17 protein-coding genes are annotated in these 18,923 nt (G+C 37.6%); 11 read left to right on the forward strand and 6 right to left on the reverse strand.

The genetic code is table 11. From position 1 onward, the window contains the following. Positions 1–6: 6 nt before the first annotated feature. The 3 genes from I597_RS01505 to I597_RS01515 all read right to left on the reverse strand — a co-directional run bounded on the left by I597_RS01505 (position 7) and on the right by I597_RS01515 (position 2,888). Positions 7–1,278 (reverse strand): OmpP1/FadL family transporter, encoded by a 1,272-nt coding sequence (locus tag I597_RS01505; RefSeq protein WP_035325776.1) that lies wholly within the window; start codon positions 1,276–1,278, stop codon positions 7–9. Between the two features lie 128 nt (positions 1,279–1,406). Beyond that, positions 1,407–2,174, reverse strand: coding sequence for an alpha/beta fold hydrolase (locus tag I597_RS01510; RefSeq protein WP_035325778.1), 768 nt, complete (start codon positions 2,172–2,174; stop codon positions 1,407–1,409). Continuing rightward, entirely contained in the window at positions 2,175–2,888 is a 714-nt protein-coding gene (locus tag I597_RS01515; RefSeq protein ID WP_035328825.1) for a pyridoxine 5'-phosphate synthase, read from the reverse strand. A gap of 78 nt (positions 2,889–2,966) precedes the next feature. On the opposite strand from I597_RS01515, the gene I597_RS01520 reads away from it, so the two are divergent. The 8 genes from I597_RS01520 to murI all read left to right on the forward strand — a co-directional run bounded on the left by I597_RS01520 (position 2,967) and on the right by murI (position 11,197). Beyond that, entirely contained in the window at positions 2,967–3,623 is a 657-nt protein-coding gene (locus I597_RS01520) for a CBS domain-containing protein (protein WP_035325779.1), read from the forward strand. Positions 3,624–3,629: 6 nt separating this feature from the next. Further along, positions 3,630–4,514, forward strand: a complete 885-nt coding sequence (locus I597_RS01525; RefSeq protein WP_035325781.1) for an NAD kinase — start codon at positions 3,630–3,632, stop codon at positions 4,512–4,514. Between the two features lie 155 nt (positions 4,515–4,669). Further along, the gene (porG, locus tag I597_RS01530) at positions 4,670–5,344 is read left to right on the forward strand and encodes a type IX secretion system protein PorG (RefSeq protein ID WP_035325782.1); all 675 of its coding nucleotides are present in this window, start codon (positions 4,670–4,672) and stop codon (positions 5,342–5,344) included. A gap of 7 nt (positions 5,345–5,351) precedes the next feature. Continuing rightward, on the forward strand, positions 5,352–6,092 hold the full coding sequence (locus tag I597_RS01535; protein WP_035325783.1) for an isoprenyl transferase: 741 nt from the start codon (positions 5,352–5,354) through the stop codon (positions 6,090–6,092). Then, entirely contained in the window at positions 6,025–8,706 is a 2,682-nt protein-coding gene (locus tag I597_RS01540; protein ID WP_081964985.1) for a BamA/OMP85 family outer membrane protein, read from the forward strand. Before I597_RS01535 ends, I597_RS01540 begins: the two co-directional genes overlap by 68 nt. Before the next feature lie 37 nt (positions 8,707–8,743). After that, positions 8,744–9,748 carry an OmpH/Skp family outer membrane protein gene (locus I597_RS01545; RefSeq protein ID WP_035325785.1) on the forward strand — a complete coding sequence of 335 codons (1,005 nt, stop codon included), beginning with the start codon at positions 8,744–8,746 and terminating at the stop codon, positions 9,746–9,748. Positions 9,749–9,787: 39 nt separating this feature from the next. Then, positions 9,788–10,300: an OmpH/Skp family outer membrane protein gene (locus I597_RS01550; RefSeq protein WP_035325786.1), complete on the forward strand. Its 513-nt coding sequence runs from the start codon at positions 9,788–9,790 to the stop codon at positions 10,298–10,300. A 90-nt stretch (positions 10,301–10,390) separates the two neighbouring features. After that, positions 10,391–11,197: a glutamate racemase gene (murI, locus tag I597_RS01555; protein ID WP_035325788.1), complete on the forward strand. Its 807-nt coding sequence runs from the start codon at positions 10,391–10,393 to the stop codon at positions 11,195–11,197. 6 nt (positions 11,198–11,203) lie between these two features. Here murI and I597_RS01560 read toward each other — a convergent pair whose 3' ends face one another. Both I597_RS01560 and I597_RS01565 read right to left on the reverse strand, forming a co-directional pair. Beyond that, positions 11,204–11,938, reverse strand: a complete 735-nt coding sequence (locus I597_RS01560) for a LytR/AlgR family response regulator transcription factor (RefSeq protein WP_035325789.1) — start codon at positions 11,936–11,938, stop codon at positions 11,204–11,206. A 2-nt stretch (positions 11,939–11,940) separates the two neighbouring features. Continuing rightward, complete coding sequence (locus I597_RS01565) at positions 11,941–14,139, reverse strand: histidine kinase (RefSeq protein ID WP_035325791.1); 2,199 nt, start codon at positions 14,137–14,139, stop codon at positions 11,941–11,943. Between the two features lie 252 nt (positions 14,140–14,391). On the opposite strand from I597_RS01565, the gene I597_RS01570 reads away from it, so the two are divergent. Together I597_RS01570 and I597_RS01575 are read left to right on the forward strand one after the other, a co-directional pair. Beyond that, positions 14,392–15,564, forward strand: a complete 1,173-nt coding sequence (locus tag I597_RS01570) for a VWA domain-containing protein (protein WP_035325792.1) — start codon at positions 14,392–14,394, stop codon at positions 15,562–15,564. 130 nt (positions 15,565–15,694) lie between these two features. Next, entirely contained in the window at positions 15,695–16,576 is an 882-nt protein-coding gene (locus I597_RS01575; protein WP_035325794.1) for an OmpA/MotB family protein, read from the forward strand. Between the two features lie 91 nt (positions 16,577–16,667). Here the strand turns inward: I597_RS01575 and I597_RS01580 are convergent, their stop codons facing one another. Continuing rightward, a complete protein-coding gene (locus I597_RS01580; protein WP_035325795.1) occupies positions 16,668–17,669 on the reverse strand; it encodes a PorP/SprF family type IX secretion system membrane protein in 1,002 nt (333 codons plus the stop codon). A gap of 309 nt (positions 17,670–17,978) precedes the next feature. Between I597_RS01580 and I597_RS01585 the strand changes: the two genes are divergently transcribed. Next, on the forward strand, positions 17,979–18,881 hold the full coding sequence (locus I597_RS01585) for an iron-sulfur cluster biogenesis protein NfuA (RefSeq protein ID WP_035325796.1): 903 nt from the start codon (positions 17,979–17,981) through the stop codon (positions 18,879–18,881). Positions 18,882–18,923 lie beyond the last annotated feature (42 nt).

Below are 18,923 nucleotides of genomic sequence, written 5' to 3' on the forward strand. Positions count from 1 at the left end.
GTAATTTTATAATTTGTAGCTTAATCCTAAACCTGGTGCAAATGCACTTGATCTATACGTTCCCGCAAATGGAGCTTCAACACCACTTTCTGTATATGCATCATAAGAAGCATCTACCTCTCTAAAGGCTAAGTATAAGAAAGAAGCATCTATAGCGAGCTTCTGTGTTACGTTATAAGAGAATCCTCCTGTAAAACCAAAAGAATCATTACGTGGAGTTTCTGGAGAGAAGAATCCTTCTTGTACCGGAGACTCGTCAAAATAAGCACCACCTCTTAAAGCAAACTTATCGCTTACGGCATACTCTGCTCCTAGGCGTAATGTCCAAGCGTTTTGGTAATTTCTTGGGTTAATAGACTCTAGTGCTACAGATCCATCAGGATTTAAAAAATTAAGATCAAGAGAGTTGTATATATCCCACTCTGCATAATTTACATCTGCGTTAAGAACCCACTTATCTGTAGGCTTGTAAGTTACACCTACTGTCCACTCTGCTGGTAATGGTAGCGTAGCTGTAAAATCAAAATCTCCATTTGTAATAGGTGCAAGTGGTGAGTTAGGCACATTAGAAAAAGTAGCGACACCATCACCTGGCTCAACCTCAATATCTATTCTAGACCTGTAGTTTACACCAAAAGACCACTTATCGCTAAACTGGGCATAAGCACCTACAGAAAAACCATATCCGTTTACCCCAGAAGCATCAATCTCTACATTAGAACGGTTACCGTCTGTATCTGCCAAGCTTCTTGATAAATTACGATTAAAGTTTACACCTCCTATAGCCAGTATCGGTCCTCCTCCAAAACTTACGTTTTCAGTTAATTTTGTAGAAAATATAGGCTGTATAAAAATAGCAGATAGTTCTATACTATTTACTAAGTGCGATCCAGACCAATCTGTTGGATACTCTACTGTACTACCATACGGAGTATAAACCGCTAGCGCCACAGAAGACTTCTCGCTAAGCTTGTAAGCTGCATATAAATATAGAGGCGTTCCCGTAGGGCTATCTGTTTGTGAAGATGTTCCAAACTGTGTATTCTGATACTTTACATCAGAAAATACTCCAAAGCCTCCTACAGATATACTTAGTTTACTTTCTAGGTGCACAAGGCCTCCTGGGTTAAAGAATGCTATCTCAGCACTGTTTACATAAGCCACACCTGTGTGACCCATTGCTAAACCTCGTTGTCCCTGTAGACTCACTCGGTAACCTCCGGCGTACGTCACTGCACAAACAAGTAGCAGAACAATGACACTTAATACTTTTTTCATAATTTAATTTAGGTTATGGGAATTGTGTTATTCGTAAAAATGTACCTTCAAAAATAAGCTATTTATAAAGGAAACATTGATTTTTTACACATTTACTATGCATACATAGCTTTTTGTGATTGACAATACTATAAAAAATTTATCACTTCTTTATAAAAATCTTTAGGATTTTCTGCGTGAAGCCAGTGACCAGCATTAGAAATTGTCTTGATTTGCGCTTTCGCGAAAGCGTTATAAATCCCATTTTTGTCTTCCTCGAGGATGTAATTAGACTTATCTCCTCTAAGGAATAAAGTAGCATCGCTATAAGTTGCGCCCAGCGGTAAGGGCTTTCCTATTTCTTCTATATTTTGAATAAGAGCCGCTAGGTTCATACGTAAACCTAAAACACCTTTTTCTACCCAATAAAGATTTTTAAGTAAAAACATTCTCGTCCCTAAGTCTGATATATAATTTGCTAGAAATTCATCAGCTCCAGACCTACTAGACATCGCTTCGCTATTATTTGAAAGTGCCGTGAGCCCCTCTAAAATAGTCTGATGATGCTGTGGATATTCTTTAACTCCTATATCTGCAATGATGAGTTTATCTACCATAGCTGGATATGTAACCGCAAAGAGCATTGCTGTTTTACCTCCCATAGAGTGACCTAACAAGTGTATCTTATCAAGTTCATTTTCTTCACAATATAGTTTTAGATCTTCTACCAACACCTCGTAGCTAAATGTGCCACTATGAAAACTTCGACCGTGATTGCGCTGGTCTACAAGATGCACCTGGTAACCATCTATAGCAAATTGTTTTGCCAGCGTTTTCCAGTTATCCCCCATACCTAAAAAGCCGTGTAAAATCACCAGTGGCTTGCCCTCTCCTATAATATTTGAGTGTACTATCATTTATTGTAATTTTTCTAAATAAGAGGCTACTACGGTCTCAAAACCTAGATATAATGACTCTGCCATAAGAGCGTGGCCTATAGAAACCTCCAGCAAATCTGGGATGCTGTTATGAAAATATGCCACATTATCTAGTGAAAGGTCGTGTCCTGCATTAATGCCTATACCTAGATCACTAGCTAGAAAAGCTGCCGTGATATATGGTTTTATAGCCTCCTCCTTGTTTTCGGTATAACCATCTGCATAGGCTTCTGTATACAATTCTATTCTATCTGCACCTGTTTCTTTTGCCCCTTCTATCATTTCTAATACAGGGTCAACAAAGATTGAGGTGCGTATACCTGCATTTTGAAATTCGACTATAACCTCCTTTAAAAAGTCCTTATGTTTTATTGTATCCCATCCCGCATTACTCGTAATTGCATCTACTGCATCTGGCACTAGTGTAACTTGTGTAGGTTTAGTCTCTAGTACGAGATCTATAAATTTTTGAATAGGATTACCTTCTATATTAAACTCTGTAGTCACCACATCTACTAGATCGCGAGCATCTTGATATCGTATATGGCGCTCATCAGGTCTAGGGTGTATGGTTATTCCTTGAGCGCCCATTTTCTCAAGGTCGCTTGCCACCTTTAATAGATCTGGCACATTCCCTCCTCTAGCATTACGCAATGTGGCTACTTTGTTAATATTTACGCTTAATTTTGTCATAGCAATCATATATTATTTGATATCACAAAAATACAAAGAGACCAGTGCTGGGCGGGTATTTTTTCATTATTTTGCATTATGACATTAACAGATTTTATAATAAATGACATAAAGCCTGTCTCAGAAAAAGAGAATATAGGCGAGGTACAATCTATTTTTACACAAACCACATACTCTCACGTGCCTATTGAGCGAGATGGGATTTATGTAGGGTCGCTCCCTGAGAATGATACACATTGCCTAGATGCAACTACCCCCATAAGTGATTATAACCACGGGTATGAGCAATTTTTTGTAAGATTTGATACTAACTGGCTAGACGTGCTAGAAGCCTTTGCTCAAAATGGCTGCAACCTTATGCCAGTACTTGGAGAAAACAACACCTATCTTGGTTATTATGAACTTGAAGATGTGATGAATTTCTTTAATAACACACCATTTATAAGTGAGCCTGGAAGCGTAGTTGTAATTGAAAAAGGAGTGCAAGACTACTCTTTTAGTGAGATAAGTCAGATTGTAGAGTCTAATGATGGCAAACTATGGGGTATGTTTATCTCAAAAATAGAAAATGATGTAGCAGAGATTTCTCTTAAAATAGGAAGGTCAAACTTTAACGATATACTAGCAGCTTTTAGAAGATACAGCTACATAATAGTCTCAAGTCATCAAGAAGATACATTTCTTACAGACCTACGTGAGCGATCACAATACCTTGAGAAATACTTAAACATATAACTAACTATGAAAATAGGTATATACGGTCAGTTCTACCACGAGGCCGCAGGACAATACATCCAGCAGCTCCTAGATATTTTAGACAAAAAGCAAATAGAAGTTATTATAGAGAAAAACTTTCTCAAACTTATACACGAGAATGACACTATAGAGAAGGACTACAATCACTTTTCTACCTTTAGAGAGCTAGATAACACTTACGACCTTTTTGTAAGCATAGGTGGAGACGGTACAATTCTAAAAACTGTTACATATGTACGAGATCTTAACATACCTATAATAGGGATAAACACAGGTCGACTAGGTTTTCTTGCTACTATCAAGAAAAATGACATTGCCGCCTCTATAGAAAAAATACTTACCGGCAAGTACAGCATCTCAAAAAGAAGCCTACTACAAGTCACTACCAATAGTAAAAAAGATCCCATAGGAGAACTCAACTTTGCACTTAACGAGATTACAGTAAGTAGAAAAAACACCACCTCTATGATCTCTGTAACGACAAAATTAGACGGTGAGAACCTTACAAACTACTGGGCAGATGGTCTTATCGTTGCCACACCCACAGGCTCAACAGGCTACTCACTAAGTTGTGGAGGACCGGTTATCACACCACAAACATCAAGCATAATAATCACACCAATAGCACCTCACAACCTCAATGCAAGACCACTAGTTATACCAGACGATACTACAATCGAACTAAGCGTGTCTGGAAGAGCAGATCAACATCTTATCTCTCTTGACTCGAGAATAGCCACGGTAGATAATGAAACAATTATAACGCTACAAAAAGCACCATTTGAGATAAGCCTCATCCGTTTAGAAGGAGATAGCTTTTTAAAAACACTAAGACATAAACTACTCTGGGGAGAAGATAAAAGGAACTAGACAATAATTATGCACAAAGGCTGTTTTCTTTTAGGACTGACTATATAGGGTTTAAAGACGCTTTCGCGAAAGCGAACACTCACACAATCATCTTAATAACCTCTTATTGCTAGTACCATCACAGAATTGTTATATTTGCAAACTTTTACGGCTATATGAAGTACCTGACGATTGTTTTAATCGCCATTTTTTGGAATTTTGAAGTGCAAGGGCAAACCTATGAAATAGGAGCCTTTATTGGTGGATCAAATGTTGTAAGTGACATTGGATCAACTAATTATATTGCGCCGAATAAACCAGCTTTTGGAGCGATTTTAAAATGGAACCGAAGTTCAAGACATTCCTTCAGGTTTACAGCCCTGTTTACAGAGCTAGAAGGAAATGATGTAGATAGCCACGAAGCTAGAAGACAAAGTAGAGGATTATCATTTACAAACAGTTTACAAGAAGTCTCACTGGGACTGGAGTATACCTTTTGGGAATTTGATATGTTTAAAGATCGTAATGCAAATGCACCATACTTATACTCAGGTATAACCGCATTTAATCACGAAAACATTTCTAGAGTAAGTGGCGTTACTCAAGATGGAAATGCTCTGGACTTTGCAATACCTATCGTGTTAGGCTACAAAGTAGCTTTTAACTCTATGGTTATTGCATTAGAAGGTGGTGCTCGTTATACATTTACAGATAATCTGGATGGAAGCGCACCCGTAGGAGATGACAATACGATAAGTATTGGAAATAGAAATAATAATGACTGGTATGTGTTTACAGGTGTAACTGTAAGCTTTACCTTTGGCCGCAGACCTTGTTTCTGCGCATTTTAAATATATAATGGACGCACTCGCCCACATTGACAAAAATAAATTACCCCAGCACGTTGCCATCATTATGGATGGTAATGGACGATGGGCAAAAAAACAAGGACTCCTTAGAGCCGTTGGTCATAAAAAAGGTACAAAAGCTGTAAGAGAAGCTGTTGAGGCTGCTGCAGAGCTGGGCATACCCCACCTTACACTCTACGCTTTTTCTACAGAAAACTGGAACAGACCTAAAGCAGAGGTAGATACACTTATGAATCTACTCGTCTCTTCTCTAAAAAAAGAAATTTCTACACTTCAAGACAATGATGTTGCGCTCAACACCATAGGTTTAACGAGCTCTTTACCTAAGAAAGCCCAGCGAGAACTCAATGAAGTGATAGAAAAAACAAAAGACAACAAAAGGCTTAAACTCACTCTAGCACTGAGTTACGGCAGTAGAGAAGAGCTTATAAAAACAGTACGAGAAATAAGCGATAAAGTTAAAAATAACCTAATTTCGCCAGCTGAAATAGATGAATCTTGTATAAATCAGCATCTTTACACCTATGACATACCAGATGTAGATCTGTTAATACGTACAAGTGGAGAGCAACGAGTGAGCAATTTCTTGTTATGGCAAATTGCCTATGCTGAATTTTACTTTACAGAAGTATTGTGGCCAGATTTCAGAAAGGAACATTTACATGACGCTATTTACAATTATCAGAAAAGAGAACGAAGATTTGGAAAGACAAGTGAACAGATTAAATAGTACAGCTACTTTTTCAAGAGCAACAGGCAGATGGATTTTTATTTTAGCCCTATTATGTAGCACCTTAGTAAATGCGCAAAGAGACACCCCGCTAGATCCAAATATCAAGTATGAAATTGCAGATATAAAGGTTACTGGAACTTCTACTTACAATGAGAATACTGTAATTGTATTTACAGGGTTAAGAGTAGGAGAACGTATATCTCTTCCCGGCACAAAAGTTTCTAACGTAATTAAGAAATTGTGGTCATTAGAGCTGTTTTCTGATATTAATCTTTATGTGACGGCAATAGATGGTGATAAAGTAGATCTCCAGCTAGATATTAAAGAAGTGCCAGAACTTAATGAAGTGCGCTTTAAAGGTATTAAGCAAAAGAAAGGTTCTACCTTTATCAAAGACAATGGCCTTAACAAAGGAGCAAAAGTCACAGAAAACCTTGAGACCACCACTACAAACTATATTGAGAACTCATATAAGAAAAAAGGATTTTTAAACTCAAAAGTATTTGTAAATACAGTACCTGCATCAGACACGTTGGGTAAAAACAAAGTCAATATGATTGTAAATATTGACAAAGGAGAACGTGTAAAAATTAAAGATATCAACTTTAATGGCCGTGAAAAATTACAAGAAGCAAAGCTCCTTGGGTCAATGAAAAACACAAAGGAGAAAAAAATCTGGCGTCTTTGGAAAAGGTCAAAATTTATTAAGGCAGACTATGAAGACGACAAAGTAGCCATTATAAATAAGTACAAAGAAAAGGGATATCGTGATGCTAGAATTGTATCAGATTCTATCATTAAGAATAATGACAAAACGATAACTGTAGAAATAAATGTTGAAGAAGGTCGTAGATATTATATAGGTGACATAGACTTCATAGGAAACTCAGTTTATACAGACGAGCAACTAAGTAGACAGTTAGGTCTTAAAAGAGGTGATGTCTACAACGGTGTTTTACTTCAAGAACGTATAAAAGATGATACAGACCCCGATGCAGATAACATCGCAAACCTTTATCAAAACAGTGGTTACTTATTCTCAAATGTAAATCCAGTAGAGACTAGTGTAGAAAATGACACCATAAACTTTGAGGTGCGTATTACCGAAGGTAAACTCGCTTACTTTAATAAAGTAACTGTAAAAGGTAATGACAAGACTAAAGATAAAGTTATTTACAGAGAGCTACTTACCAAGCCTGGACAGCGTTACAGTAAGAAAGCAGTAGTAGGTACAATACGTGAGCTTGGTCAATTAGGTTTCTTTGACGCACAGCAGCTTACTCCTAACTTCAATAATTTTGACCCAGTAGGTGGAACAGTCGATCTAGAGTATAACGTTGTAGAGCAAGGAGCAAGCCAGATAGAACTTCAAGGAGGTTTTGGTGGTGGAGGTTTTGTGGGAACTCTAGGACTCTCATTTAACAACTTCTCTATACAGAACATATTTAATAAAGATGCCTACAACCCATTACCTATGGGTGATGGCCAGAAGTTTTCTTTGAGAGCACAAGCAAGTCAGTTTTTCCAGACGTATAGCGCCTCTCTTACAGATCCTTGGTTTGGAGGGAAACAACCAGTACAATTTTCTACATCATTCTCGCACACTATACAATACCTTTTTACAGGTATTACAACAGGTAGCGCAAGTGATCGTGTAGATAGAAACAGTAAATTCTTAATTACGGGAGGTTCTGTAGGGTTATCTAAGCGTCTTAAATGGCCAGATAGAAACTTTAGCTTGTCACACGCTATAAGTTTCCAGCACTTTGATTTACAAAACTATAACACAGGTCTGTTTACCTTTGGAGATGGAGCTTCAGAAAACTTAGCCTATACTATAGGTCTAAGTAGACGTGAGCTTTATGGAGGATTAATTTTCCCTACAAGTGGATCTGACATAAGTCTAACAGCAAAATTAACCTTACCATACTCTGCTTGGAATGGTGTTGATTATAAAGGTCTAGCTATAGAGCGCGATGAGGCTATCGCAGATGGTCTTAGCAGCACAGGTAAAACTGTAGGAGAGATAGATCAAGAACGTTTTAACTGGCTAGAATACTATAAAGTAAAGTTTACTGGTAAGTGGTACACACCACTTGTAGGTAAGTTTGTACTACAATCTGGAGTAGAATTTGGATGGCTAGGTGCTTATAATCAAGATAGAGGTGTACCACCTTTTGAACGTTTCTTCTTAGGAGGTGATGGTCTAGGAGGTTTCTCTCTTGATGGTAGAGAGATTGTAAGACTTAGAGGATACCCTAACCAGTCTGTAACTCCTATAGATAGAGGCGCTATTTTACAAAGCACAGGACAGGCTAATGATGGTGCTACCATTTACAATAAATTTAGTCTTGAACTACGTTACCCTATCACATTTAGCCCTCAGGCGAGCATCTATGCATTAACTTTTGCAGAAGCAGGATCATCTTATGACAATTTTAGAGATTATAACCCGTTTCAATTGAGTAGATCTGCTGGGGCAGGAATTCGTATATTTATGCCGGCCTTTGGATTATTAGGTCTGGATTTTGGATATGGATTTGACCCAATTCCTGGTACAACAGGAGCAAATGGATGGGAAACTCACTTCATTATCGGACAGCAGTTTTAATTTTTGGCACGATTATTTCTAATGCAACTCTGAAATTATGAAGACAAACGTTTTTATCTTATTAATAGCAACTTTCCTTATAAGCCTTAGCGCTCAAGGTCAACGAGCAAGTGGTGTACGTATAGGTTATATTGATATGGAATACATTCTCGAGAATGTACCAGAATATCAAGAAGCTTCCTCACAACTTGATGAAAAAGTTGCACGATGGAAAGGAGAGATAGAAACAAAACTCGAAGAAGTATCTGCAATGAAAAAACAGCTAGATAACGAACGAGCACTATTAACGAAAGAACTTATAGAAGAGCGTGATGAAGAGATTGCTTTTGAGAGAGATCAAATCTTAGAATATCAACAAAAACGCTTTGGACCTGGAGGAGATCTCGCTATACAAAGAAGACAACTCGTAGAACCCGTACAAGATCAAGTTTTTAATGCGGTGCAAGAGATATCTGCAGCCAAAAAGTTTGACTTAGTTTTTGATAAATCTTCAGATCTTATGATGCTTTATACTGCAGACCGCCTTAACATAAGCGATCAAGTATTAAGAAGTATCACTCGTGCTGCAAAGCGCAACCAGATAAACAATAAGAAAGAAGAAAGAGACTTTGATATAGACGAAGCAAAAACTGTAGAGCAAGACAAAGCTACCCAAGAAAGACAACGTGCTATAGAGGCAAAAAAATCTGAGCGCGAGGCAGCACTAGAAGCACGTAATAAAGAACGTAATGCTCAAAAGGCAGAGCGTCAAGCAGCTTTTGAAGAAAGAAGAAAGAAACTTCTTGAAGAACGTAAACGTAAAAAAGACTCTATTACAGCTGTGCGTGAGGCAAAAGCAGCAAGTAGAAATTCTGGAACTCCAACTTTAGATAAAAAAACAGGTGATGCACTCTCTGCAAAAGAAGCAGCCCTAGAGGCAAGAAAAAGAAGAAAAGATTCTATAATTGCTGTACGTAAAGCAAAAAGAGATTCTATTATAGAAGCTAGAAAAAGAAAAGCAAATCCTTCACAAGCAGATGGCGAAGATGGAGGAGGTATTTAACCCTTATTAAATTTTACACTTAACTCAAATTAGATTACAATGAAACAGTTTACAAAAGTATTAGCAGCAATTGCACTTATCGTAGGAATGAGCAGCGCTATGCAAGCACAAAGCAAAGTTGCACACATTAACTCGCAGTCTCTTGTAGAAGCTATGCCTTCATATAAGACAGCTATGGCAGAGCTTGACAAGCTACAGAAGTCATACGATGCCGACATCTCAGGAATGGGTAATGAACTTCAAAAAACACTTGAGCGTTACAACCGTGAGGCAGAAACGCAAACAGATGAAGAGAACCAAAGACGTATGAACGAGGTACAAGAAACTCGTACTAACATTGTGAAGTACCAACAGTCTGCAATGCAAAAACTTGAAGTAAAACAACAAGAACTTATCAAACCTATCTTAGAAGAAGCTAGACTTGCTATCCAGAAAGTAGCACGAGCAAAAGGTTATGAGTTTGTACTTGACTCAACTCCAGGAGCAGGAGGCGTTCTTATGGCAGATGGTTACGATCTAATGGCAGATGCAAAAGCTGCTCTAGGCATATAAATCTAAAGCTTGATAACCACTCACTGAGTACAATATCAAATAGTATATAAAAACTGCCCTTTCTAGGGCAGTTTTTTTTATTTTAGAACTATGAGTAATAAGGATGTTATAGGAATTTTTGACAGTGGTATAGGGGGAATCTCCATCTGGAAAGAGATAGTGACTAGACTACCTGGCGAAGACACCATCTACCTTGCAGACAGTATAAACGCACCATATGGCGCAAAGTCTAAAGAGGATATCATTGCACTCTCTGTAAAAAACACAGAAAAACTCATTGCCCTAGGCGCCAAAATTATTGTAATAGCTTGCAACACCGCAACTACAAATGCCATAAACTATCTTAGAGAAAACTATAAAATTCCATTTATAGGTATAGAACCTGCTATCAAACCTGCAGCTATACAATCACAAAGTAAGGCAATAGGCATACTCGCTACAAAGGGCACACTTAACAGCGCGCTTTTTCAAACTACCTCAGAGCGATGGACACAAGGCGTAGATGTTATTGAGGTAATAGGAGAAGGTCTTGTACCTCTTATAGAGCAAGGAGATCTCGAGAATCTTGAGCTATACAACCTATTAGAATCCTATATACAGCCTATGGTCGAAAAAAACATAGACTACCTCGTACTAGGTTGCAGCCATTACCCCTACCTCATCCCATTATTAAAAAAGATGCTGCCTCCTCACGTAGCAATTATAGACTCTGGACTAGCTGTAGCTAGACAAACAGAGGCAGTTTTAAAAGAATTAAACAATCTTTCGGGGGATGTGTCAAGTGAGCACTACCTGTATACCAATGGAGATGTGAAGGTGCTTAAAAAGGTCTTATTACGCTTTCGCGAAAGCGTAAAACACACCACTACCATTACTATATCACATAAGGATTTTTAGAAACGTTTATTGAAAATAAGCAAGCAGGTTAGACTTCTGACTCGCCGAGACAAGCACCTCTTTACCAGTACTCATAACTACGCTCCCGCCCTTTCCTTTTTTGTAACCAGTGATCTCATTTACATTTACAAGAAAAGACTTATGCACTCGAGCAAACCCAAAATCTGTAAGGGCTACTTCAAAAAACTTGAGCGTTTTACTTACTAGCTTCTTATCGCCAGATTTCATAAAAATCTGAGTATAATTATCATCTGCCTGGCAGTATAAGATATCTTTTGCCGGGAGCACCTCAAAACCATCTTGTACAGGTATAGTTATCTTACCCTGCTTATCCATATTGTGTGTGGTAAGGACCTTGTTTTCTAGTGCATTTTCTTTAGACTTTATCTCGATTATATAGTCTACTGCTTTTATAAGCTCATCTATAGAAACGGGTTTAAGTAAATAATATGAGGCGTGTGTATTAAGCGCATCCATCGCATACTGATTATATGCCGTGACAAAGACTGTATCAAATGTACGATCGCCCACTTGCTCTAGCAGGTCAAAGGCATTACCCTTAGGCATCTCAACATCTAAAAAGACAAGATCTAGTTTATGATTACGTATTAATACAAGGGCTTCATCTACATTTTCGGCCTCTCCAACAATAGTTACCTTTGGACAGTATTTTGTAAGGTAGTTGCGCAGTATCTCTCTACTTGTGTCTTCGTCTTCTACTATGATTGTTTTAAGCTCCATAATTATGCTTTTTTAATAAAGAGTTGTACTTGTGTTCCCTCTCCGTTTTCAAAAATATCTGATACCGCAACACTTATTCTATCGCCATACATCTCGTTAAGGATTGCAATACGCTTTTTGATATTACCCATTCCTTTAGATTTCTGTTTCTTTTGATTTTCGGTTTTTAACTCCTTGCTTCGCTTGCGCCCCACTCCATCATCAGACACGGTTATTACCGCAGTTTCTTCATTTTTTTGAGCAAAGGTTATTTGTAGTTTTCCTTTTTCTTCTTTGTACCTCATACCGTGCCATACCGCGTTTTCTACGTAAGGCTGAAGCAACATAGGAGGTATCATAAAGGCGTCTACATCGAGCTCTTCATCTACTTCGATCTCGTAGTCAAATCTATTTTTGAACCTAAAATGTTCTAGCATTGTATAACGCTTTATGAGATCTATCTCGCAAGAGAGTGGTATAAAATCCTCCTCACTATTTTCTAAAACGGCACGCATTAGTATAGAGAAGTCAGACAAGTATCTATTTGCAGTGCGCTCATCATTAGTAGCTATAAAGCTATTAACAGAATTAAGGGCATTAAAAATAAAATGTGGATTCATCTGTGAGCGTAGACTTTTAAGAGCAAGTACATTATTTGCATACTGCTGCTTTTTACTACTACGGTACATTGCAAAAGCTGTAAGCATAAGCAAGGCTGTCACTAGAATTAATGACCCTATAATCACCTTTTGTCTAGTATCACGTGCCTTTACGAGCTCTTGCTCTTGAAAAGCTAGCTGATATCTACTCTCATTGAGTTGTCTATCTTTTTCTAGGCTTATGATTCGGTTTTGTTGTTCTGTAATATCTTTTGCAAATCTTGTAGCTTGTGAGATCTCTTGTTCCTTACGATTGTAACTAAGATCTACCACCTCTTTATAAGCCTCATAAGCTTCTTTAAACTTATCTATGTCACCTTTATCTCTATATATCTCAGAAAGTCTTCTACGCGCATTAGTTTCTACCGTGAGGTCTTCTTTGCGCTTTGCTTCTTCAATACTTTTGTTAAGAAATGTTATAGACTCGTCGTATTTATTTTGAGCAGCCAGTGCAAATCCTATCTTATAATTTTGCTTTTGAGTTGTAATCACATCATCATTAGAAATAGAGTCTGGTGCAACCACACTCAAGTCTTCTATAGCAGATTTACGTAGCTCGATCTCTGCGTCATAAGATTTGTTTCTACTATAATAATCTGCAATGTTTGTTTTTGCTCTTACAGAAGATTCTGTTTTCTCAAGACTAGATAACTGCGCCGCTTTGTTATAGTTTGATGCTGCTTCTTGTTGCGCTCCTTGCTGGTCATAAGCATCACCTATTTTTGTGCGCACGCGTGCAGCTTCTGAGACTTTATTAAGCTCTGAAACCGTACGCTCTACAGCTTCATAATTTGTAATAGAGGTCACATAGTCACCAGTAGCAACATAGGCGTCTCCCAGACCTTCTTTTACTGTAACAAGCTGTTGGGGTGTGAGCTTTTTGCTTTCTAACCTTTTGTAGAGACGTATACTCTCTTGATAACTTTTGTTATTATAATATGCCTTTGCAAGAGCAATCTCTACCGCAGTGCTGGGTGTATTCTTTATACTAAGCTTGTAGTTTGTAATGGCAAGATCATACTGTTTCCAGAAACTATAAATATCCCCTAGTAATTTAAAACTCTCTGCTCGCTCTTGTGATGACAAGCCCTCTATGGCAAGTGCTTTTGCAACTTGATCTACGCCAGCAGCGGCATCTCTCCTATATACAGATTGAGCCTCGTTGAGATATGTTTTGTAGCTTACTAACTCTTCTTCTACATCTTGCATTTGCTCGAGTGCTATTGCCTCTTCTAGTGGTCTTACCTCTACCCTAATGCGCTGCTTATCTTTTACTGTATAATAAACGGTTTCAAAATCTTCACTTTTAACCACAAGCTCATCACCTACTTTTGCCTCTATACGAAACTCCCCATCGCGGCCAGTCTTTGTGTAAGCACCTCCAGTAACCTCTACATTTACCTTGTTTACAGGCTTCATAGTTTCGGTATCTAGCACACTACCTCTTAAAATGAAGATCTCGTTTGTGCTACGGCTTACGGCTCTATTTTTTTGCTGTGCTTGCAATGCTGGTGACAGCAAGGCAATACAGAGTATGCATAATATGTAAATTCTAGTTCTCATTGGTATCAAACTTACACTATAAATCTAGCATCCTAAAATCACAAGGCCTCGCAACTTGCTTATAAATGGCATTTTATAGCCATTTTTTACCACTTTACTCAAATCACTGGTGCATTCCCTCACCCGTAGTGCTGGTTTACTCAATAGCGATAATTTCTAGACAAAGTCATAGCTACTTTTGACTTGTAACTAATTCAAAAAGAGACATTAGATATAACTCTCAACATTTTATTCATCTCAAAAAACAAACTTATGAAAACGCTATTGCTACTTGCTGCTACCCTGGGAACACTCACAAACAGTATAGCAGGAGAACTTAAAGTGGAGAATTACGCTTTCGCGAAAGCGGAAACCTCATCACTACACATCTCTACACCAAAACCTGACGCAAATACCATAAAAGTCGCTTTACTGCTGGACACCTCAAATAGTATGGATGGTCTTATAGACCAGGCAAGGGCTCAACTCTGGGAACTTGTAAACGAGCTTGCACTTGCAAAATGTGGTAATGACTCACAACCAGATCTTAAAATTGCCCTTTATGAATACGGTAATGATCGCCTTAATGCAAGAGAGGGATACATTAGAATGGTGAGCGCCTTTAGCACAGATCTAGATGAGATTTCTAAAAATCTTTTCTCACTCACAACAAATGGTGGTAACGAGTATTGTGGCAATGTGATACAAACCTCGCTCAACCAACTAGACTGGGGTAAAAATGCAAACGACCTTAATTTAATATTTATAGCCGGCAATGAACCCTTTGACCAAGGACCTATTGCTTATCAAAGTGCTGCCAGCAATGCTTGCGGGAAAGATGTAACCATAAACACTATCTTTTGTGGTGATTATAATCAAGGTGTTAAAACACATTGGAAAGATGGTGCTGCACTTACAAAAGGTGACTACATTGCAATAAATAGCGACCGTACAACGGTACATATCCCTTCTCCTTATGACGATGAGATTTTACATAAAAACGCTGCTCTTAACAAAACCTATGTAGGGTATGGAAATCTTGCCTCTAGCAAGATGGCACTACAAAGTAGCCAAGATAGTAATGCAGAAGCCTATGGTAGTGCAAATGCTGTAAAAAGAGCCGTAAGCAAGAGCTCAAGGTTATATAAAAATAGTAGCTGGGATCTTGTAGATGCACTAGATGATAATGAGCATATTGTAGAAGAGCTTGAAGTATCAGAACTTCCTAAGGAATTAAAAGGAAAGGACGAGGAGGAAATCAAAGCATATATCGCTCAAAAAAAGAAAGAACGTACAAAAATACAAGAGGAGATTGCCACTCTTAATAAAAAGCGTCAATCATATGTAGCCACAAAGACAGATAAGAAAGATAACGAGCTGCGCAACGCCCTAATTGAAGCCATAAAAAAGCAGGGTAAAGTAAAAGATTACCACTGGGAAGAATAAGTTTGATACGTCTATATTTTAATTGCCTCTAGCGACAACTAGAGGCAATTATTGTTTTTATGATTCTCTTAACGTCTATACAAATCACTCTAGCCGTATAAGATAAAAGTAAACACTAAACTAAAGATTTATGAGTATTTCAAGAATATCAAAAAACACCTTACTTATTGCACTTACTGCTGGAATGATAACCTCTTGCGTTTCAAAGAAAAAATATACCCAACTACAATCTGAGTATGACACTACAAAGGTTACACTTACCAAAACTAAAGTGGAGAAAGAGGAGATAGAAGCAAAATATGCTGCTATAGAGCAACGAGTAGATGATTATAATAATAAAATTAACGCTCTTAAAGACACTAACACAGATTTACAAGCCTCAAATGATTCAAAATTTGAGATTACTACAAATGGTACTGTGATGTCTGAGAATACAAAAAAGAAGCTTAGAGCTGCACTTGCAAATGTAGACCCAAGTGAGCTTGCACAAGCACAAACACTTGAAGACTCTATGAATCTAGCTGTATCGCATAAACTTATACGCAGCCTAGATCGTGATGTATATGGAGATAATGCAAGCAAAGATATTAATATCGATATAGATGATACCGTTGTGCAAATCTCTATCTCAGATAAGATGTTATTTCGCTCAGGAAGCTATAGAGTAAGCAAAGAGGCAGATGATCTTTTAAGACGTATTGCAGCAGTTGTAAATTCTGAACCTGCAGTAGAGGTAATGGTAGAAGGACACACAGATAGCCGCACCATTAAAAAGGGTTCTTACCTTAAAGACAACTGGGACTTAAGTGTACAGCGAGCTACGGCAATAGTACGCGAGTTACAAAATAAACATAACGTAGACCCAGCAAAGCTCATAGCCTCTGGAAGAAGCAGTTATGTACCACTTGTAGAAAACAACAGCAAAGAGAATATGTCCAGAAATAGAAGAACACGTATTCTTATTTTACCCAACTTAGATAAGTTTTTAGCACTTATGGCTTCAAATGAGTAAGCCTATACAAAGTCTTAAAAACAAGAAAGCCTCATCAACTTGATGAGGCTTTTTTTATTGTGATTACGCTTTCGCGAAAGCGTGATGATAGTTAATTTATTGCAGGGCAATTACAGTCATAAGGATCTTTATTTACTCCTAAATTAAGACCTAATGTAATCTGGTGGAAACCACCATTAGTAAGCACTACAGAATTGCTCTGGTATGAGTATGTGTAACCAAAAATAAAGCGATCATACATTCCTCCTATAAAAGGTGTAACGTATTGTAATTTTTGCACATCTACAGTTTCACCATTTGTTGTAAACTCTGCTCCGTCAAAACTTCTTCTATATGATAAACCTCCCCAGAGACGTCCCCAGTCAAGTTTATAGTATGCTTTTGCATTTACATCTAGTGTAGCTTCACCCGTTTGCTCTGTTGCTTGAAACATTACAGATGGCTCAAAACTCCAGTCTGTATAATTAGGTGTTACCGCATATGCCATTGAGACTATATAACGACGCTGGTTGTTTGGCTCAAAATTTTCACTAAAAATATCACGCTTTGCAGGTATTGCATTCTTGACTGTAAAATGTGCAGAGAAGTCTAAGAAGTTATAAGACATTCCAAAATCTACATTTAAGTAAGAATCACTTTGCTCTATTCCTGAAATTACTGGATCAAAATCTGTGAGGTCAAAATTAGTCTCGTCTAGTTTACCCTGTATTATACCAGCGCTTATACCAAAAGAAAGCTGGTTAAGATCTGCAAAGCTACGACCTAGCATTAAGTGATAAGCAAATGTTGCATAAGCACCTTGCTGAGAAAAGTATCCATTTCTATCATTAAAAAGGATACCTCCTACACCTATTTTCTCACCTACTCGACCATTCATACTAACCGTTTGTAATGCTGGTGCATCATCTACTCCTGCCCACTGGCCACGAGCAGTTCCTCTTAACTTTGTGGTTTGAGAGGCTCCTGCCATAGATGGGTGTAATAAATACAGGTTATCTTGTAAGTAATCAAGGTATACAGGTATTCCCTCTTGTGCAATAGCATATTGCGCAAAAAACAAGGCTATTAGAAAGTAGGATTTCTTCAAACTCATAGGTTTTTCGTTTTCTATACAACAGTAAATCGCATTGGATATTGCCCCTTGCGACTGCAGTCTATTATTTTTTAAGTAAGGCCTACAAAAGATTTTACTTCCGTAGCTCTCAAATATATGACTTTTTACAATACATATCCTTAAATATGAAGTGAACTCATATCGGGAGATACTATTACAGCAGCATATTTACCAAAATATAACACTAGTCGTATTAAAACTAATAACATCACGCCTAGTACTCATTCATATACTATTCTATAACATTTTAAGGCTCATCTTCCCTACCTTTGCAAAAAAAGATCACCTATGGCAACATATAATATATCTGTAGAAGGAACATCAAATCCTGCAATAAAAAAATTTCAAGCAGATCAATTTCTTGTTAATCACAATAGCTACGAATTTAAAAATATAGATGAGGCTTCAAACTCTCCACTTGCACAGCAACTGTTTTACTTACCATTTGTAAAAACAGTTTACATCGCACAAAACTTTGTCGCGATAGAAAAATATAATATCGTAGAGTGGATAGATGTGCAGCAAGAAGTTGCAAACCAAGTAGAAGATTATCTTAATAATAACGGGCTTGTAATTATAGAAGACGTTGCTGCCAAAAAAATACCAGTAACAGTATATGCAGAGTCTACTCCTAACCCGTCTACTATTAAGTTTGTAGCAAATAAAAAGCTGGTAACAACCTCTTTTGAGTTTAAAAGTATTGATGATACTGCAAATGCACCTATGGCCAAGGCGCTTTTTCACTTTCCATTTGTAAAAGAAGTATTTTTTGATGAAAATTATATCTCAGTCCAGAAGTATGATATGGCAGAGTGGGATGAGGTTGTAACAGAGACACGTGAGTTTATACGTGACTACATTCAAGATGGAAAAGAAATCGTAACTGCAGAGCAGCTCAAAACTCCTCAACAAGTAGACGCCATCGCCGAAGAAAAATTTGAAACTCTAGATGACGTTTCAAAGGAGATTGTAAATATTATAGAAGAATATGTAAAACCTGCCGTTGCTAGTGATGGAGGTAATATTGTTTTTAAACACTATGACGAGAAGACTCAAAACGTCTCGGTAATTTTACAAGGTGCTTGTAGCGGTTGTCCTTCTAGTACGTTTACACTTAAAAACGGAATAGAAAATATGCTTAAGCAAATGCTACCAGGTAAGATTAATATGGTAGAAGCTATTAACGGCTAGATTTAAATTTCACAAAATTAAAAAAGCCTCATTACATAAAAA

Source organism: Dokdonia donghaensis DSW-1, assembly GCF_001653755.1.
GTDB classification, from domain to species: Bacteria; Bacteroidota; Bacteroidia; order Flavobacteriales; family Flavobacteriaceae; genus Dokdonia; species Dokdonia donghaensis.

Bases quoted from the DNA above. Each gene is read 5' to 3' on its own strand.
- I597_RS01520 (WP_035325779.1), top strand. From the start codon at position 2,967: ATGACATTAACAGATTTTATAATAAATGACATAAAGCCTGTCTCAGAA.
- I597_RS01505 (WP_035325776.1), bottom strand. From the start codon at position 1,278: ATGAAAAAAGTATTAAGTGTCATTGTTCTGCTACTTGTTTGTGCAGTG.
- I597_RS01585 (WP_035325796.1), top strand. From the start codon at position 17,979: ATGGCAACATATAATATATCTGTAGAAGGAACATCAAATCCTGCAATA.
- I597_RS01535 (WP_035325783.1), top strand. From the start codon at position 5,352: ATGGACGCACTCGCCCACATTGACAAAAATAAATTACCCCAGCACGTT.
- I597_RS01510 (WP_035325778.1), bottom strand. From the start codon at position 2,174: ATGATAGTACACTCAAATATTATAGGAGAGGGCAAGCCACTGGTGATT.
- I597_RS01525 (WP_035325781.1), top strand. From the start codon at position 3,630: ATGAAAATAGGTATATACGGTCAGTTCTACCACGAGGCCGCAGGACAA.
- I597_RS01560 (WP_035325789.1), bottom strand. From the start codon at position 11,938: ATGGAGCTTAAAACAATCATAGTAGAAGACGAAGACACAAGTAGAGAG.
- I597_RS01515 (WP_035328825.1), bottom strand. From the start codon at position 2,888: ATGACAAAATTAAGCGTAAATATTAACAAAGTAGCCACATTGCGTAAT.
- I597_RS01570 (WP_035325792.1), top strand. From the start codon at position 14,392: ATGAAAACGCTATTGCTACTTGCTGCTACCCTGGGAACACTCACAAAC.
- porG (WP_035325782.1), top strand. From the start codon at position 4,670: ATGAAGTACCTGACGATTGTTTTAATCGCCATTTTTTGGAATTTTGAA.
- I597_RS01550 (WP_035325786.1), top strand. From the start codon at position 9,788: ATGAAACAGTTTACAAAAGTATTAGCAGCAATTGCACTTATCGTAGGA.
- murI (WP_035325788.1), top strand. From the start codon at position 10,391: ATGAGTAATAAGGATGTTATAGGAATTTTTGACAGTGGTATAGGGGGA.
- I597_RS01565 (WP_035325791.1), bottom strand. From the start codon at position 14,139: ATGAGAACTAGAATTTACATATTATGCATACTCTGTATTGCCTTGCTG.
- I597_RS01540 (WP_081964985.1), top strand. From the start codon at position 6,025: ATGACGCTATTTACAATTATCAGAAAAGAGAACGAAGATTTGGAAAGA.
- I597_RS01580 (WP_035325795.1), bottom strand. From the start codon at position 17,669: ATGAGTTTGAAGAAATCCTACTTTCTAATAGCCTTGTTTTTTGCGCAA.
- I597_RS01545 (WP_035325785.1), top strand. From the start codon at position 8,744: ATGAAGACAAACGTTTTTATCTTATTAATAGCAACTTTCCTTATAAGC.
- I597_RS01575 (WP_035325794.1), top strand. From the start codon at position 15,695: ATGAGTATTTCAAGAATATCAAAAAACACCTTACTTATTGCACTTACT.